This is a genomic window from Acinetobacter sp. TAC-1, from assembly GCF_029025845.1.
In the GTDB taxonomy this organism is placed as follows: Bacteria; Pseudomonadota; Gammaproteobacteria; order Pseudomonadales; family Moraxellaceae; genus Acinetobacter; species Acinetobacter guillouiae.
On the sequence record NZ_CP118892.1, the window covers coordinates 2,093,884 to 2,111,117 of the forward strand.

The 17,234-nt window shown below is 38.6% G+C and carries 17 protein-coding genes; 6 read left to right on the forward strand and 11 right to left on the reverse strand.

Annotated elements, in window-relative coordinates; translation table 11 throughout:
• Positions 1 to 143 precede the first annotated feature (143 nt).
• Entirely contained in the window at positions 144 to 1,145 is a 1,002-nt protein-coding gene (locus tag PYV58_RS09720; RefSeq protein WP_034617253.1) for a DUF4349 domain-containing protein, read from the forward strand.
• A gap of 54 nt (positions 1,146 to 1,199) precedes the next feature.
• On the opposite strand, the gene PYV58_RS09725 is transcribed toward PYV58_RS09720, so the two are convergent.
• Positions 1,200 to 1,901, reverse strand: coding sequence for a Sir2 family NAD-dependent protein deacetylase (locus PYV58_RS09725; protein WP_034617254.1), 702 nt, complete (start codon positions 1,899 to 1,901; stop codon positions 1,200 to 1,202).
• Between the two features lie 49 nt (positions 1,902 to 1,950).
• Here PYV58_RS09725 and PYV58_RS09730 point away from each other — a divergent pair, with 49 nt between their 5' ends.
• Positions 1,951 to 2,136 (forward strand): hypothetical protein, encoded by a 186-nt coding sequence (locus PYV58_RS09730; RefSeq protein WP_034617255.1) that lies wholly within the window; start codon positions 1,951 to 1,953, stop codon positions 2,134 to 2,136.
• 152 nt (positions 2,137 to 2,288) lie between these two features.
• Here the strand turns inward: PYV58_RS09730 and PYV58_RS09735 are convergent, their stop codons facing one another.
• Positions 2,289 to 2,624, reverse strand: coding sequence for a hypothetical protein (locus tag PYV58_RS09735; RefSeq protein WP_004821903.1), 336 nt, complete (start codon positions 2,622 to 2,624; stop codon positions 2,289 to 2,291).
• A gap of 109 nt (positions 2,625 to 2,733) precedes the next feature.
• The gene (locus PYV58_RS09740; RefSeq protein ID WP_004821900.1) at positions 2,734 to 4,032 is read right to left on the reverse strand and encodes an MFS transporter; all 1,299 of its coding nucleotides are present in this window, start codon (positions 4,030 to 4,032) and stop codon (positions 2,734 to 2,736) included.
• 320 nt (positions 4,033 to 4,352) lie between these two features.
• On the opposite strand from PYV58_RS09740, the gene PYV58_RS09745 reads away from it, so the two are divergent.
• On the forward strand, positions 4,353 to 4,517 hold the full coding sequence (locus PYV58_RS09745; RefSeq protein WP_171077807.1) for a hypothetical protein: 165 nt from the start codon (positions 4,353 to 4,355) through the stop codon (positions 4,515 to 4,517).
• A gap of 136 nt (positions 4,518 to 4,653) precedes the next feature.
• Here the strand turns inward: PYV58_RS09745 and benE are convergent, their stop codons facing one another.
• From benE to catA, 6 genes are all read right to left on the reverse strand, one after another.
• On the reverse strand, positions 4,654 to 5,880 hold the full coding sequence (gene benE, locus PYV58_RS09750) for a benzoate/H(+) symporter BenE (RefSeq protein WP_034617256.1): 1,227 nt from the start codon (positions 5,878 to 5,880) through the stop codon (positions 4,654 to 4,656).
• Positions 5,881 to 5,938: 58 nt separating this feature from the next.
• On the reverse strand, positions 5,939 to 6,724 hold the full coding sequence (gene benD / locus PYV58_RS09755) for a benzoate diol dehydrogenase BenD (protein WP_034617257.1): 786 nt from the start codon (positions 6,722 to 6,724) through the stop codon (positions 5,939 to 5,941).
• Between the two features lie 27 nt (positions 6,725 to 6,751).
• Positions 6,752 to 7,768, reverse strand: a complete 1,017-nt coding sequence (gene benC, locus PYV58_RS09760) for a benzoate 1,2-dioxygenase electron transfer component BenC (protein ID WP_034617258.1) — start codon at positions 7,766 to 7,768, stop codon at positions 6,752 to 6,754.
• Positions 7,769 to 7,874: 106 nt separating this feature from the next.
• Positions 7,875 to 8,384, reverse strand: a complete 510-nt coding sequence (benB, locus tag PYV58_RS09765; RefSeq protein WP_004821879.1) for a benzoate 1,2-dioxygenase small subunit — start codon at positions 8,382 to 8,384, stop codon at positions 7,875 to 7,877.
• Positions 8,381 to 9,781 (reverse strand): benzoate 1,2-dioxygenase large subunit, encoded by a 1,401-nt coding sequence (gene benA / locus PYV58_RS09770; protein WP_004719896.1) that lies wholly within the window; start codon positions 9,779 to 9,781, stop codon positions 8,381 to 8,383. Before benA ends, benB begins: the two co-directional genes overlap by 4 nt.
• An 82-nt stretch (positions 9,782 to 9,863) precedes the next feature.
• Entirely contained in the window at positions 9,864 to 10,784 is a 921-nt protein-coding gene (gene catA, locus PYV58_RS09775) for a catechol 1,2-dioxygenase (protein WP_034617259.1), read from the reverse strand.
• A gap of 282 nt (positions 10,785 to 11,066) precedes the next feature.
• On the opposite strand from catA, the gene PYV58_RS09780 reads away from it, so the two are divergent.
• The 3 genes from PYV58_RS09780 to PYV58_RS09790 all read left to right on the forward strand — a co-directional run bounded on the left by PYV58_RS09780 (position 11,067) and on the right by PYV58_RS09790 (position 15,204).
• Entirely contained in the window at positions 11,067 to 11,993 is a 927-nt protein-coding gene (locus PYV58_RS09780; protein ID WP_034617260.1) for a LysR family transcriptional regulator, read from the forward strand.
• A gap of 460 nt (positions 11,994 to 12,453) precedes the next feature.
• The gene (locus tag PYV58_RS09785; protein WP_004821870.1) at positions 12,454 to 13,827 is read left to right on the forward strand and encodes an MFS transporter; all 1,374 of its coding nucleotides are present in this window, start codon (positions 12,454 to 12,456) and stop codon (positions 13,825 to 13,827) included.
• A 111-nt stretch (positions 13,828 to 13,938) separates the two neighbouring features.
• Entirely contained in the window at positions 13,939 to 15,204 is a 1,266-nt protein-coding gene (locus PYV58_RS09790) for a DcaP family trimeric outer membrane transporter (RefSeq protein WP_034615276.1), read from the forward strand.
• 458 nt (positions 15,205 to 15,662) lie between these two features.
• Here the strand turns inward: PYV58_RS09790 and PYV58_RS09795 are convergent, their stop codons facing one another.
• Positions 15,663 to 16,574 carry an alpha/beta hydrolase gene (locus PYV58_RS09795; protein WP_034615279.1) on the reverse strand — a complete coding sequence of 304 codons (912 nt, stop codon included), beginning with the start codon at positions 16,572 to 16,574 and terminating at the stop codon, positions 15,663 to 15,665.
• Positions 16,575 to 16,582: 8 nt separating this feature from the next.
• Positions 16,583 to 17,134 (reverse strand): PadR family transcriptional regulator, encoded by a 552-nt coding sequence (locus PYV58_RS09800; RefSeq protein WP_004719902.1) that lies wholly within the window; start codon positions 17,132 to 17,134, stop codon positions 16,583 to 16,585.
• Between the last annotated feature and the right edge of the window lie 100 nt (positions 17,135 to 17,234).

Below are 17,234 nucleotides of genomic sequence, written 5' to 3' on the forward strand. Positions count from 1 at the left end.
TGTTTAAACTGCACTTGTTGATCTATGTATAAAAACTTTGATAAATACAGCATTTCGATGCTGTATTTTTATGCATGGTAAAAAAAGTAAAGTTTCTTTATAATTCAACAAAATTTAAAATCACCTACAAAAGTCAATAATCTATGAATAATAAACATTTAATTCTCGCCTTAAGCTTGGTACTTCTTTCTGGATGTGCGAAAAAATCGGAAGAAGCTGCTGAAAGTTCTGCGTCTGCTCCAGATACACAAGTCGTTGCTCAGGATGCTGCACAAGCGGCTGATGCCGCAGAAAAAAGTGCTGAACAAGCTACTGAAAATTCTGTTGATACCACACCTGTGACTGAACAAAAACCTGAAACTATTTTAAGTACCGATGTCAGTCAAGCAGAAAAAGCACGTCGTATGGTGCGTGAAGCTCAGGTTAATTTTACCGCCAAAGATGTGGTTAAAACTGCTTTAGAAATTGATAAGCTCACTTTTCAAGCGGGTGGCTTTATAGAGCAGAAAAATATCAGTTTTGATGTACTCGATGTAAAAACACAAAAAATTGCGGATGGTAAAATCCGAGTTTTTGAAAAAGTTGATCCGCATGCGGAGATCATTGTCAGAGTACCGAGTGATAAAGCCGCGTTATATGTCAATCAGTTATTGCCTTTGATGTACTTTTTAAATCAACAACAATATTCTGCAAAGCGGTTTGAGTTGAAGCTTTTAGAAGAAAAAATTGGACAAACTCAAACTGTACCTAGTGATACCAAACAATCACAGCTGAATGAAATTTCCCGTTTAACCCAACTTGAAGTTCAAGATCGGGTGCGTTTTAGCACGATTAGTATTGCCATTAAACAACCCGCGATGGTGAGAGAAAGTCTGGATGTTGATGTTGCTGCTGTGGCACGCTTAAACGGTGATAGTTTTTGGAAGCGTGCTTGGGAAGGTGTTCAATATGGCTGGCAATTTATTTTGGATTTATTGGTTATTTTAGTCACCATTTGGCCACTTTATTTACTGGTATTTCTTGGCTTGATTATTTATCGAGTGATTAAGCCTTTAATGAATAAATTATTTAATGATTCATCTTCGACTAAACCTTCTAAAGATGTAAAAAAAGATCAGATGAATTCCACAGATGACAATGCATGATTTTAGTTAGCGCTATGCTGTAATTTTTAAAGCCAGTGCAATTGCACTGGTTTTTTAATATGTTGTCAGTTTTTCAAAAAGCTGTTGCATTCCTTCAGTCGCACTCATTTTTAAACATTGGTATTGCTGGGGAACACGCTCATAACTGGCTTGCGGGTCAATATAATACGCATCACAGTGTTCTGGAATCTCGTGAATTAAACCTGCCACAGGGTAGACGGTCAATGTGGAGCCAATAACAATAAAAATATCAGCATCACGGATCATCTCTACTGCTTCTTCATACGCAGGAACAGCTTCACCAAACCAAACCACATGAGGTCGAAGTGGAAATCCTTCAGGACATTTATGTTGTTCTAGATCCAATTGCCAACCATCTATAGGATAAAACTCATTTGTGTACTGCGCATTAGGTTTAGAACTTTTAGCAAGGCGGATATTGCCATGTAAATGAATTACCTGCTGGCTTCCAGCACGTTCATGTAGATCATCAATATTTTGAGTAATTACAATGACATCAAAATATTGTTCGAGTTGAGCAATGGTATCGTGTGCTTGATTGGGGTGGGCTTTGAGAATATGTTGACGTCGTTCATTGTAAAAACGTTGCACCAAGGCTGGGTTACGCTGCCAAGCTTCAGGTGTAGCCACCTCTTGAATATCATAATTCTCCCATAAGCCATTACTATCTCGGAACGTGCTGATTCCACTTTCTGCACTCATTCCTGCACCTGAGAAAACTACAATTTTTTTCATAGGATAAACAATTAAAATTTTTAAAATCCTAACATAAATTGAATGAAACGTGTTTTCTCATTATTATAACTATCCTGAAGCAGTTAAATGGTGTCAGGCGGCTTATCTACAAGATCCAGAGCATGACCTTGTCAAAGAGGTTTTATATGAGATCATGGGAAATACCAAGCGCAGTATCAAAAAGTATAACCAAACAATTGCCAATATTGCTGCTTCAGACATACCTAGACGTTAAGATGTTTTAATTTAGTCAGTTTTACTGATTTATCATTAATATATAAAGTCTAAAAATCTGAAATATCTAAATTTATAGTGTCAAAATAAGAATATAAAAAGCATGACATTTAGAATGGGGAGTGGATTCTAATGTCATGATTTATTTTTAAATTATTCAATAAATTTGATTTGTTTAATGAAGTAAAAAGACTCATCTGCACTAGGACCAGCAACTCGATCTGCATTTTTTTCAAATTGAATATCTGCTTGGACCTTTTTTTCAATATATTGCTTTTTTAAAATTTGCCCGCCTGTTTCTTCATCATGGTCAAACCATGGCCCGCACTTTTGATTGCAGTATGCATAAATGGTTTTGCCTTGGGTATTTTTTAAGAGCAAACCGTTGTCATCAACACCACCACCATTGGCCAGTATATAGTTTTGTGTTTTGGCATTGGCAAAATGACTGATTGAAATACAGGTAAGAATAAGCAATATTTTTTTCATCTTTTCCTCAAGATTTAATAAGACTTTATTGTATATACACTGTTATTTTACAACAAATGGCATGTATTAAAAGAAAAGGTCTGTAAAAACAGACCTTAAAATACTGAGCTTAATGATCATGATGTAAATATTTCGGCTGTTTAGGGAGTTGCATGCTACAGAAAAGACAAATAATCAGCATGACAATCACATAAACAAAGAAGCTATTCTCATGACCGAGATCTTTTAACTTTAATGCAACAGCCGGAGCAGAACCACCAAAGATTGCATTACCAACAGCATAGGCAAAACCAACCCCCAAGGCTCGAATATGTGGTGGGAACATTTCTGCTTTAACTAAACCACTAATTGAGGTATAGAAACTGAGTAACATCATTAAGAAGATCAGTAATAAGGTCACGATAAAAGCTGAACCACTAAAGTACGGCATAGCAATGACCATGACAGGATAGATAAAAATGGCACAGCTGCTACTAAAGAGCATCATTGAAGCACGACGACCAATTCGATCTGCCAGCATCCCGAACAAAGGTTGTGCACACATAAATACAAATAAGGCAATGGTCATCATATAGCCGACCGTTTTGTCGGCAAAACCAAGGCTGGTGATATAGGTTTTTGAATATACTGTGATGATATAAAAACACAATGAACCCGCAGAGGTATAACCAACAACCAGTAGGAAAGTATTCCAGTTCTTGCTGAGTAATTCTTTTAAACTGCCTGAACCCTCTTTTGCACTATCATCTTCAGATAAGGTTTCTTTTAAATGTCGACGTGCAAAGAATGAAAGAATGGCAACGACACCACCAATAACAAATGGAATACGCCAGCCACCATCCATTAATTGTTCTTTAGACATAAGGGCCAACATAATCACGCCTAAAAGGCTTGCTAAAAGTTGTCCACCAGACAGCGTGACATATTGAAAAGAGGAATAGAATCCTCGTTGACCTTTTAAAGCAACCTCGCTCATATAGGTCGCAACAGTACCATACTCACCACCTACTGAAAGTCCTTGTAACAGACGTACAGCCAATAATAGAAATGGTGCTGCCATACCGACTTGATCATAAGTCGGGAGTGCTGCAAATAAAAATGAACTGATCGCCATTAATGTAATAGAAATGATCATGGATTTTTTACGTCCATAGGTATCGCCAATCCAGCCAAAGAGCCAACTGCCTATGGGCCGCATGAAAAAACTAGCAGCAAAGACGCCCCACACATAAATTGCTTTTGTGGAGTCATCCATATCTGGAGCGGTTAATGCATGGGTGAAATAGGTTGCGAATGCTGCATAAATATAGAAATCAAACCATTCCACCAAGTTACCAGAAGCAGCCCCAACGATAGCCATGACACGATTACGTTTTTCATGTGGCTGATATATATGTGTTTCAGTCATAAAATATCCTTATTATGCTGCTACGGTTTTTATGTCTTGAAAATGTGAAAAATCAAATTTTTTGCATTTCAAACTGTTTGGATTTTGCATTTTGATTTTAAGATTAAACGATTATACAAATACGGTATTGGTACAAAAAATACACAGCTTAATACAGCTATATCTAAAAATTAATGCACGAATGTTCTTGTTTTAATTTGCGTAATATGAGAATTTATTGATTAATTGCATATTGTAAAAATGAAAAAAATAAATAATTATCAAACTGGGTTTTAGATAGATTTGCTGTATGGGCAAGTTGGAATAGTAATGGAGAATATTTGGAATACACTGTTCCAAAAGGTAAAAAATTATACGCTCGGGAAGGCCCAGCAAACAAATCTCAATCTCGTTATTTTGAACAAGGAGAAATTTTTCCAAAAATTGAAAATAGTGCTTGGGGTGAAACGATTTGGTATTTAGAAATCACTAATAAACTACAGTGAAATATTTTAAGATTTAACCGCAAGAAATAGTGCTTTCATAAAGTGAAACTTGGTTATATTCCAGAATATGCTATTACAGAAAAATCCCATCGAACTGCATGGGATTTTATGCTGATTGTTAAGTGAATATGCTGGTTTATTGACTTTGCGGTGAGTCTTGTATTGGAGTTGGAATGGCAGCCTTTGATTGTTGTCGAGTTAAAATCAAGTGTGCGATCATGCCAATACAAATTCCCCAGAAAACCGAACTAAATCCTAAAAAATGCATACCTGATACAGTGGCAAGAAAAGTAATGATGGCAGCATCTCGTTGTGTTTCATCTTTCATTGCAATACCAAGATTGGTGGTAATTGCTCCGAGTAAGGCCAATCCAGCAAGTGCCGCAATCAACTCTTTGGGAAGTATGCTAAATAGCATCACCAAACTGCCTGCAAATAATCCACCTAGAATATAGAAGATGCCATTGGCAATACCCGCGATATAGCGTTTTTCTTTCAATTCATGCGAATCTTTACCCGTGCAAAGTGCAGCAGTAATCGCTGCTAACACAATCGTGATTCCACCAGTAAACGCTACAGCAATAGAGGTGATACTGGCTATGCTTAAAATCGGTTTAGCAGGTGTATCGTAATGATTCAGTTTGAGAATTGCCATACCCGGCAAGAACTGGCCCGTTAAACTGACAATTGTAAGTGGAATTGCAAGATTCAATGTAGAAGACCAGGTCCATTCTGGACTGATCAGAACAGGAACTGCCAATGAAAAATCCATTGGTACTGGATTGATTTTTCCAAAGATAAAACTGAGCACAATCCCTGAAAATAATACCCAAATTATGGCATAGCGAGGTGAAAAGCGTTTCGCCAGTAAAAAGCAGAGTAGCATACCAAAAACCACATAGGGCATTGTGTCAGTAGCTTTAAACAGGCCTAAACCAAACTGGAACAGAATTCCAGCCATCATTCCTGCTGCCAGCCCTTGTGGTATCCATTTTAAAAGTTTGTCAAAAGAACCAGTAATCCCAATGATAAAAATAATGATTGCAGAAGTAATATAGGCTGCAACAACTTCATTCAGAGAAATATGCGGAAATAAAGCCACCAAGAGCGCCGTTCCCGGTGCTGACCATGCGGTAATAATCGGCGTTTTAAACTTAATGGATAAAATGATTCCAGTAATTGCCGCACCAATAGAGCTCCCCCAGATCCATGATGCCATCATGGTTGAGGAAACATTGGCTTGTTGAGCAGCCTGAAAAAAAATAATCATTGGTCCTGCATAAGAAATCAGTACAGCTAAAAATCCTGCAACTGTCGCTGATAAAGACCAATCTTGTTTTAATGTTTTGAACAGGGATGCCATTGGGCAAAGCCTCCATGCATTGAATTTCAATGATCCTGCTATATAAAAAAGACCAGTTTTAACCCTGATCACCACCACCTACAGGAACAATAGTACCTGTCATATAAGAGGATTCATCAGACGCAAGAAATAATATTGCATTGACTTGTTCCTGAATCGAACCATAACGGCCCATAAAAGTACGATCAATGGTTTGATCTACCACATCTTGCATCCATTGTTTTTCATTTTCGGTCAATGCCGTAGTATTACGAGGGACTTTACGTGGAGGTGCTTCTGTACCGCCAGTCGCAACAGCATTAACCCGGATACCATCTTTTGCATGTTCAAATGCAAGTGCTGTAGTTAGACCATTTACACCACCTTTTGAGGCTGAATAGGGCACTCGATGAATACCGCATGTTGCAATAGAGGATACATTAACAATGGTACCTTTTTGATTTTTGATCATTTCGGGCAGGACTGCTCGACAACACCATAAGGTTGGAAATAGTGAGCGATGCACTTCTTTGATAATTTCTTCTTCAGAAAACGCTTGAAACGGTTTCATCCAAATTGCACCACCGACATTGTTAATTAAAATATCAACACGCTTATAGCGTTCGATGGCTTTAGCAACGACAGCTTGAGCACCTGCTAAAGTTTCCAGATCTGCATTGATGGTGATTGCATCACCGCCAGTTTTGTTAATTTCAACAAGCACGTCTTCGACATATTCTGAACGATCGGCCATAACCACATGCGCACCTTCCGCTGCCACTTGTAGGGCGACACCACGACCAATACCTTGTGCGGCACCGGTAACAATGACAACTTTATTTTTAAATCTTTGGCGATCTGACATTCTTCTCAGCTCCTGAACAGTACGATTTTAGTTTGCAGAGAATTTCTCAAATAAGAAGTTTGCAGGTTTAATCCCTTCAGTGTCCAACCAGCCTCTAACAGCTTCAACCATAGGAACAGGACCACATAAATAAACATCGACGTCACCGCCATTTAGCCAGTCATTGTCAATATGACCTGTCACATAACCTTTGCGTTCATGTGTTGATTCAGCATGCGCAACGACTGTGCGGTATTCAAACCATGGCAGTTTATTTTGCAGTTCATTGAGCTTTTCAAGTGCCACAAGGTCAAAGTCATTGGTCACACCAAATACTAAACGTACAGGGTGTTGTGAGCCTTTGTCTTCAAGCACTTGTAACATCGACATAAATGGTGCAATACCTGTACCGCCTGCCAACATAACGACAGGGCGAACTACATTACGAAGGTAAAAACTTCCAAATGGACCAGTAAAGGTCATTTTGTCGCCCGCTTTGGCATTTGCACTTAAAAAGTCACTCATCTTTCCATTTGGAACATTACGTACCACAAAGCCTGTTAAGCGATTTCCGGGTTTTGAACTGAATGAATAAGAGCGCGTTTCAGTGGTTTGTGGAATTGCCACATTGACATACTGACCTGCAAGAAAATGAATATCGGGTTGACCTTCATCTAATTGAATATCGAAAGTGATGGTGGAATCAGAGAGCTTTTCCACACGAGATAATGTGCCTTGAAATGCATGAATTTCGGTTTTGCATACTTCAGATGAAGCTTGAATCTGAAATACGGCATCAGAAGTAGGTCTACATTGGCAGGCCAAGATATAGCCTTGTTCAGCCTCTTCTGATGTTAAAGCATCTTCAATATAACTTTCTTCAGGCATGTCAAACGAACCAGATTCACAAAAAGCACGACATGTACCGCAAGCACCATCACGGCAATCTAAAGGAATATTGATTTTCTGGCGATATGCTGCATCAGATAAAGTTTCACCTTGTGTAACTGAGATAAAACGCGTTACGCCATCTTCAAATTGAAGAGCAACATTGTGGTTTGACATGGCTGAAAATCCTATAAAAATCTTTAAAACTTTTGAGTGCTTTAGCCAACTTTCCATTTGGCTAAAGCAAACACCTCATATTTTTTACACAATTCGAGATAAAAAATTAGAGGTGGTAAATATCGATGACTTGGTTGATGTAGTCATTTTTTAACACCACATATTTATTGAGAATCTGTGGTTGTGTGGCAGAAAAGTCGATGACATAACGAGACATACCAAAGTAGCTATAACTGTTTTTGTAACGAAAGCTCAGTGTATTCCAGTTAAAGCGGACTGTGACTTTGTCACCATCTCTTTCGATAATTTCAATATTGCTAATATTGTGGCAAGTGCGTGTATCAGGCATGGTTGCTGAAGAACGTTCAGTTTTAATCCGGAAAACACGGTCTTCCAAACCTTGACGGTCAGGGTAATAAATCAAAGAGATTTCAGACTGAGGATCTTCGGTTAAACGATCGTCATCATCCCAAGCAGGCATCCAAAAACATGCCGAAGGTGAGTAGCAGGCGAGCCATTGATCCCATTGTTCATCATCTAAAAAACGTGCTTCGCGGTAGAGAAATTGCGCAATATTTTCTAAAGAAACTTGATCGATGTTTGCTGTTGCATTCATGCTGTTGCTCCTTGCTGAGATGTTTCTTGTTGAGCAAGATTTTTTTCAGATTGAATGGCATGTTTCATCATTTCTAACCAGTATTGATGTTGGGCGAGATATAAGCCTTCATCTTCTGTTTTAATACCACTCAGTTTAGGTTTTAAACCAATTTCATTGGCCGCATCATCCGGTCCTTGAATCCAGTGTTTTGATCCACGGCACATGTCATTCCATTCAAGCTCAATACCAGCATAACCGGCTTGACAGGCACGGAATTCTTCAAGGTCATCTGGAGTTGCCATGCCCGAAGCATTAAAGAAATCTTCATATTGGCGAATACGTCGTGTACGTGCTTCAGGGCTTTCACCTACAGGTGCAATACAGTAAATCGTCACTTCAGTTTTATTGACTGAAATTGGACGCAATACACGGATTTGCGAACCAAATTGATCCATGAAATAGACATTTGGGTAAAGGCATAAGTTACGTGAACGTTCGATCATCCATTTCGACATTGGCGCACCGAATTTTTCAGTATACTCATCAGCTTTTGGATAATTAGGACGATCTTCAGGGTTTGCCCATTGAGTCCATAACAGCATATGTCCATGCTCAAAACCGTATGAACCGCCACCTTGTTTGCCCCAAGCACCTGCACTCATTGCACGGACATTGTCATTTTCTTGCTGTTTTTCTTTACGTTGCTGTGTGGTCGCTGCATAGTTCCAATGTACAGCCGAAACGTGGTAACCATCTGCACCATTTTCAGCAGTCAGTTTCCAGTTACCTTCATAGGTATAGGTTGAAGCACCACGTAAAACCTCTAAGCCTTGCTCAGATTGGTCGACAATCATGTCAATGATTTTAGTCGTTTCACCTAAAAATTCTTCTAAACTTGGTACATCTGGATTTAAACTGCCAAATAAGAAACCTTTATAGCTTTCAAAACGTGCTACTTTTTTTAGGTCATGTGAACCTTCTTTATTGAAGCAATCTGAATAACCAGCATCGCTTGGATCTTTAACTTTGAGTAGTTTCCCAGAGTTATTAAATGTCCATCCATGGAATGGGCATGTATAAGTCGCTTTGTTACCACGCTTATGCCGACAAAGTTGTGCGCCACGGTGTGAACACGCATTGATCATGGCATTTAATTCGCCATTGCGATTACGCGCAATCATAATGGGCTGACGCCCCATAGTGGTGGTGTAATAATCGTTGTTATTTGGAATTTGGCTTTCATGTGCCAAGTAAACCCAGTTGCCTTCAAAGATGTATTTCATTTCTAGGTCAAAAAGGGCTTGATCTGTGAAAACAGAACGATGAAGTTTAAATTCACCCGTTTCAAAATTATCGACTAAGAGTTCGTCAATCCGATCAAGATGGCTGGTATTTATAACAGGAATACGTGGCATATGGGTTCTCCGACTTTCCAAATGAGAGGAAGTCCCCGAAGTGCTGCAATAGTGCAAACATTTCGGTTCCGTGCGTGTGGGTTTAAGCGCTTGCGCGACGACGATCTACTTCTGTAGATGGTGCTTTAGGTTGTTCTTTTACCAGTGCTACATTGAATGAAATACGTTTAAATGGTTTGTTGAGACCATGACGGGCAATTTCAACTTCATCACTGATATCAATAGCTGTTGCCACTAAACCATCGCGTGTTGCAAAAGCAAAATCATCCCAAAGGTATTGATCACCTTCGATGTTGAATTGTGTGGTTAATTTGCGATAGCCGGGTGCAGATACGAAATAATGCACATGAGATGGACGGTTACCATGGCGGCCTAATTTGTTCAGTACAAACTGAGTCGTCCCTTGTGGTGGACAGCCATAGCCAACGGGCATAGTGGTTTGTGCAACATACTGACCATTGCTATCAGTCAATATGCTACGGCGTAGATTAAAATCTGACTGCGATTTATCGAAGAAAGAGTAATTACCTAAACTGTTGGCATGCCAAATTTCAACTTTAGCATTTGGGATAAGATTGCCATCTGTGTCAGTTACTGTACCTTCAATAAATAGGGTGTCGATTTTATCACTCTCTGAACCATCGTCCATACGAGAAAAGCCGACGGCCTCAGGTGCTCCAGCGACATATAATGGGCCTTCAATGGTGCGTGGTGTGCCGCCTGTGATACCAGCTTTTGCATCTGCTTCATCAGCACGTAAATCCAAATAATGTTCCAAACCTAAACCCGCTGCTAAAAGACCAAGTTCATTGGCTTGACCTGCATCGGTAAAATATTCTAGGCCTTTCCATAATTCACTTTGTGAAATGTCTAAATCTTCAATGGCTTGAAACAAGTCAGCTAATAAACGTACCACTACTTGTTGTACACGTGTATCGACTGCACCTGTTGCAGTGTCTACATTCATTTGTTTGACCAAAGTATCGATTTCTTGACGGTTCATACTAGATCTCCTGCAGTATGCGTGGTTTGGCATTGCATACGAAAAAAATCGTTTGAAACTTTGCTGCCCACTTTCCATGTTCTTCATGTGCGAGATTTAAAGCTTGAACTGATAAAAGTGATTCATTGGGCTAACAGAATGAGATTCTTTGGCTGGCTGTGAATATCAAAAGTTTTACAGTCTTGCTTTACATCTTGCTTTTGATATACCTTAAAAGAATGGATGATCGCTGTCTAAGATCAAATTTGCATTTTTTTATATCTTAAAGGTATGGAGTTTGAGATGGAACTCAGGCATTTGCGCTATTTTGTTGCTGTTGTAGAAGAACAAAGTTTTACCAAAGCAGCAGAAAAGCTTTATATTGCTCAGCCTCCACTGAGCAGACAGATTCAAAACCTTGAAGGTGAATTGGGTATCGCGCTTTTTGAACGTGGAAGCCGTCCGTTAAAAACCACAGAAGCGGGACAATTTTTTTATCAACACGCTGTTAAACTTTTGTCTAATGCCGAAGAAGTAAAGTCCATGACCAAGCGAATTGGCTTGATCGAAAAAACGGTGACCATGGGTTTTGTGGGTTCTTTATTGTATGGTTTATTACCCAAAATCGTTTATATGTTCCGTCAACAGCAGCCACATTTAAAAATTGAGCTGATTGAAATGAGTACCAAAGATCAAATTCAGGCGCTTAAAGAGGGGCGTATTGATGTTGGATTTGGACGTTTAAGAATTTCTGATCCTGCCATTAGGCGAGTTTTGTTGCGAGAGGAGTCGTTAATGTTGGCTGTCCATATCAGTCATCATCTCGCGACAGATTCTAAGGGCACTTATTTTGCCGATATTGAAGATGAGAACTTATTTCTTTACCCAAGTCATCCTAAGCCTAATTTTTCCACTCAAGTACGTCATCTGTTTTCCGAGCATGGTCTAGATCCTAAGAATCTAAAAGAAGTTCGAGAAATTCAACTGGCTTTGGGATTGGTCGCTGCGGGTGAAGGCGTTTGTATTGTGCCTGAGAGTGCAAAAACCATTCAATTGCCGAATTTAATCTATATCCCATTGTTAGATAGCTCTGCAAAAAGTCCAATTTTTATGGCAATACGTTGTATGGATGAAAGTGAAAATATTCGGTCTTTATTTGATTGTATTTATCAGGTTTATGATTTAGAAGGCTTTCAATATGATCGTGCGAGCTTTACGACCATTTATTAAACCGCTTTCATCAATCAAAAAATGATCATGTGTCGTTAATAAATTAGCATTGAAAGTCCCTTCTCCCTTTGGGAGAAGGCTAGGATGAGGGTGCTTTTATGTTGATTTATGATTTAAAAAAGGACTTAAGATAGAAGCCTATTCGGTCCAATCATTGAATGAAAAGTAATTTATAGATGTTATTTTGCGTGAAAAGTAACATATTGAAAAATCAGAAAAAGTCGATTGATTTGTTCTAATACTCTAAAAATATCGAGATAATCATTAAAATAAAAAATAAATCATTGAAAATATAAAGCCCGATTTCTTTATTAATTCTTTTTAACCAATTGTTTATTCAATAAAAAATATTAAACCGACTTTTAAGGTATGGATATATATGCAATCGGTTTTGGACAAAAAATAACAGCTGCCTCATTGTTTGAAAAAATTTCGTAGCGTTTCACCGCAGGAGGCAAAAGTGCAAACGAGTAAACTAAATATTAATCGCATCGTGGATGAAGCAAAATTCACCCCTTTTCATTGGGGCGTTCTATTGTGGTGTTTATTAATTATTATTTTTGATGGATATGATCTGGTTATTTATGGCGTAGCTTTACCTTTATTGATGCAAGAGTGGGGATTAACTGCTGTACAAGCAGGCTTGCTAGCCAGTACAGCACTTTTTGGCATGATGTTTGGTGCAATGAGTTTTGGAACACTGTCTGATAAGTTGGGCCGTAAAAAAACCATCATGATTTGTGTGGCTATTTTTAGTGGATTTACTTTTCTCGGTGCATTTGCATCAACACCCGTTGAATTTGGGATTCTCAGATTTTTAGCAGGACTTGGTATTGGTGGTGTGATGCCGAACGTGGTGGCTTTAATGACTGAGTATGCGCCTAAACGCATACGTAGCACGCTGGTCGCTGTGATGTTTAGTGGCTATGCCATTGGTGGTATGACCTCTGCCTTGCTGGGTGCTTGGCTGGTGGTCGATTATGGTTGGAAAATCATGTTTTATATCGCTATTATCCCATTCTTAGCTTTACCCCTTATTTGGAAGTTTTTACCTGAATCATTGATGTTTCTAACTCACCAAGGCAAGACCGATCAAGTGCGAGAAGTGGTACAGAAAATTGCACCGCAGCAACAGATTCATGCATCGACTCAATTTGAATTAAATGAAGTCACTGCTGGTGATGAAGCACCGTTACGTGCATTGTTTCAGCAAGGTCGTCGATCAAGCACAGTAATGTTCTGGATTGCTTTCTTTATGTGTTTATTGATGGTTTATGCACTCGGAAGTTGGTTGCCTAAATTAATGATCCAAGCAGGCTACTCACTGGGTGCAAGTATGATCTTCTTATTTGCATTAAATATTGGTGGCATGGTTGGTGCAATTGGTGGTGGTGCTTTGGCGGATAAATTTCATATTAAACCCGTATTGACCATCATGTTTACAGTTGGTGCGATTGCGCTCATTTTCCTTGGTTTTAAAAGCCCACAATTCATTCTCTATACCTTGATTGCAATTGCTGGTGCAGCAACCATTGGTTCACAAATTTTACTCTATACCTTTGTTGCACAATTTTATCCAGCAACAGTCCGTTCTACAGGTATGGGCTGGGCATCAGGCATTGGACGAATTGGTGCCATTGTTGGACCAGTCTTAACAGGTGCATTGCTGACCCTAGAGTTACCTCACCAAATGAATTTTCTTGTTATTGCTGTTCCAGGATTTATTGCAGCACTGGCGATATTCTTTGTGAATTTAAATGCTTCAGTGGAAAAAACTCAAACGGCCGAAGCACCAACAACTCAACAAAATATTGTTGGAAATACAATTAACTAAGTTCGTAAACCAAACTCACTCACTGAATTGCTATCTCAGCCCGAATCATGAAGATGACGGCTGCTCAATAAATACGAAAATTAAACCGTAGAGAATAGGATGATTTCTACAATGCATATTTTTAAATACAACATTATTTTGGTGTCAATGGGATTACTTAGCCTAAATATGGCACATGCAGATTCGATGACAGAAGTTGAACAGTTACGTAATGAAGTTAAACAATTACGTGAAATGATTGAACAACAGCAACAGGTGCAAAATAAGCAAATTGTGGCATTGGAAAATAATGTTAAAACGGCACAGGCTGTATCGCAGGCAAAAGATCAAAGCTTTGCACGAACAAAAGCAGGTGCAGAAGTAACACTATATGGGAATATCCGTGCGGATCTATTGTATCAGTCGGAAGGAGGAGGTGCCGATCGACTGTATAATCAGATCAATAGCGTACCGCTTAAAGGCCATAATGAAAGTAGTGATCAATTAAAATCGACTCTTGCAGCGACACGTTTAGGTTTAGATTTTAAAACTACTGACAAAGATATTTCTGGAAAAATAGAAGTTGATTTCTTGGGCGCGAATGATGGACTTAGAATTCGCCATGCCTATTTTAATTATGGTCAGTGGTTGATTGGTCAAACATGGTCCAACTTTGCAGTGCCTGATTATATGCCAGAAACAATTGATGCTTTGGGTTATGTGGGAGGCGCTGTTAAACGAGATGCACAAATTCGTTATACCCATAAATTTAATGCTGAAACACAGCTGGTAACGGCTTTGGAAGATTCCAAAGATGCCTTATCGAATATGCGGATCCCGGTTTTATCAACTCGACTCAATCAATCATTTGCTGATCGAGCGGGTGCATTGAGTTTGCGAGGCATGGTTAGTGAAAAGAGGACTGTTGCTGATAATGAACTCGCTTGGGGTGTTGGACTTGGAGCAAAATACGATATTTCTGCAAAAACCACACTTAAAGCAGATTATTATCATGTTAAAGGTGATTCCAGTTTAGTGTCATGGACGAACCAAGGCTTTGCTATAGATGCCAATAAAAACATCATGGCGCTGAATCAATTTGACTCAATCACTGTGGGGGTGACGCAACAATTTAACTCACAATGGCGAGGAACATTGGGATATGGCTATATGAAAGCGGATGAAAATCAGGATTATATTCGATATTTAAGTGATCCGACCAAAGCCAATAAAACACTTTGGCAAGCTTGGGCCAATGTATTTTATAGCCCGAAAAAGCCGTTAAGTTTTGGTCTGGAATATGTTTATGGTGAGCGTAAAGCTTTTGTTGCAGCGCCTAATGGACAGGATACAGGTGAGGACAATCGTTTTAATGCGGTTGCGATGTATAATTTTTGATAAATATTTCTATTAGTCTTCTTACGAAAGTAGGCTTTTAGAGGATATTAAAATGAGGTGAAGTCTTTAAAAAAATATCAAACTTATATCATTCTATAAACGTTAATTCATATGGTGATAAAGTTTGTACGGCCATACCTTGCATTTAAAGTTTAAATATATTTGCGTAGGCGATGCCTCCCTTTTCAGGGATGAAAAGGGACAAAAATCCTCTGTTGGGTGAGAGGTACGTCCTGTACCCCCACCCAACGGTGACATCCATGTCGCCTCACGATAGAATGACCATGTATGATTCAATAATGTAAAAAGCTGTTTAATTTATATGATGATCAATTTATGGATTGGTATTAAATAACGACTTTAAAAGCATTTTTTAAAAATAACATGAGTAATTTGATGAAAAACCTCTTTTAATTTGATTTATAAGAGGTTTTTATATTATTCGTTATGCGTTTAAATTAAGCGGATTCTTTTAAAAATAAACGGATTGCTTGGCTAAATTTCACGGGTTCAGTAATAAGCGGGGTATGCCCTGAACGTTTAAAAATAATATTTTTCGCATTGGCTAAACTGTCAGAAATTTGCATTTGACCTTCAGCAGGATAGAGCGATGACTTTTCCCCAATAAAGAATGTAGTTGGACATTCCAATTGTGAAATTGCCTGACGATAATCTTCATCATGGTTGAGATAATTATCGATATACCAAGTTAAATAATCCATTCGACGGATAGGCAATAAATGTTTTTGTAATTGTGGATGTTTAAGCGCCAAATTAAACATAAATGGGCTTAATTTATTACTGCCCTGAATTTTAATAAAATTTAACCAAATTTGAATCAGTTCAGTTCGTGGTTCAATCGGTAATTCATCAACAAAACGATAATTTGAATATTGATGTAAAAAATCAGAGAAGTCTTTTAGCAATCTTTTAATTTTAAAATACTTTTTCCCAAATAATCCAAACTCCCATGTTTCATCCGTTGGGATTTTAGGGGTTTGATCAATGTGTAGATAAGCTTTGAGTTTTTCAGCCAAATTGCCATATTGCATCCCATGCATGGCAGTGGTTGCTCCCATGGAATAACCCATAAGAATAAAATGATCTAAATTTAACTGGTCAATTAAGCTTTCAAGATCACGCCAATGGTTGCTAATCGCATCGATTTCTTGAGGGATCTTACAGGTTCTAGAGCCACCAAATCCGCGCCAATCTGGGATATAAAATTTATAATGTTTAATATTAGGCAGTAAAAAGGGAAGCCATTGCCAACTATGCATACCTAAACCAGACAGGACCAGTACAGGTTCACCCTGACCAATTTCACGGACAAATAATTTTTCACCATCTGGCATTGTATAGTGTGGCATGCAGTTTCCTATGAATTCTCTTTATTCTCAAACGCTTTAAGCTGTGGAATGACTTGGTCGAGCCAATTGATCCAGCCCATTTCTAAGTCTATACCCAATTGTAAAATCATTTTGTGAATATATAAAGTTCGATCCAGTTGCTCGATTTGTTCAAAATCTTTGGAAAAAATCTGGCGGTATAGTTTTAAATTTTCACGATGTAATTCTAAATGACGCTCAAGTTCAGGTAAAACAGTATTTCCACCAAATTGTGCTTCTGCCCGTAAGCGAACCATAATTTCTTCACGAAGCTGGGCAGGTTGGCCTTGTTTGACCATCCAGTCTGCCAGTTCGACTCGTCCAAGTTGCTCAACTTGATAGGTTTTTTTTCGGCCATGATCAGACTGATCTTCAAGGGTGGAAATCCAGCCTTTCTTTTGCATGCCGTTAAGTTCACGGTAGATTTGTTGATGCGTTGCATTCCAGAAGAATCCCATAGATCGGTCAAAGCGTCGCGCCAATTCAAAACCTGTACTTGGCTTCTCTATCAGACTGGTCAATAAAACATGGGCTAATGACATTGTGTAATATCACATCAACAAAATGAATATAAAGTCATTATGCAACATGTTGCATAAAAATCAAATCTCGATTATAAATACTCACACTATGCAACTTGTT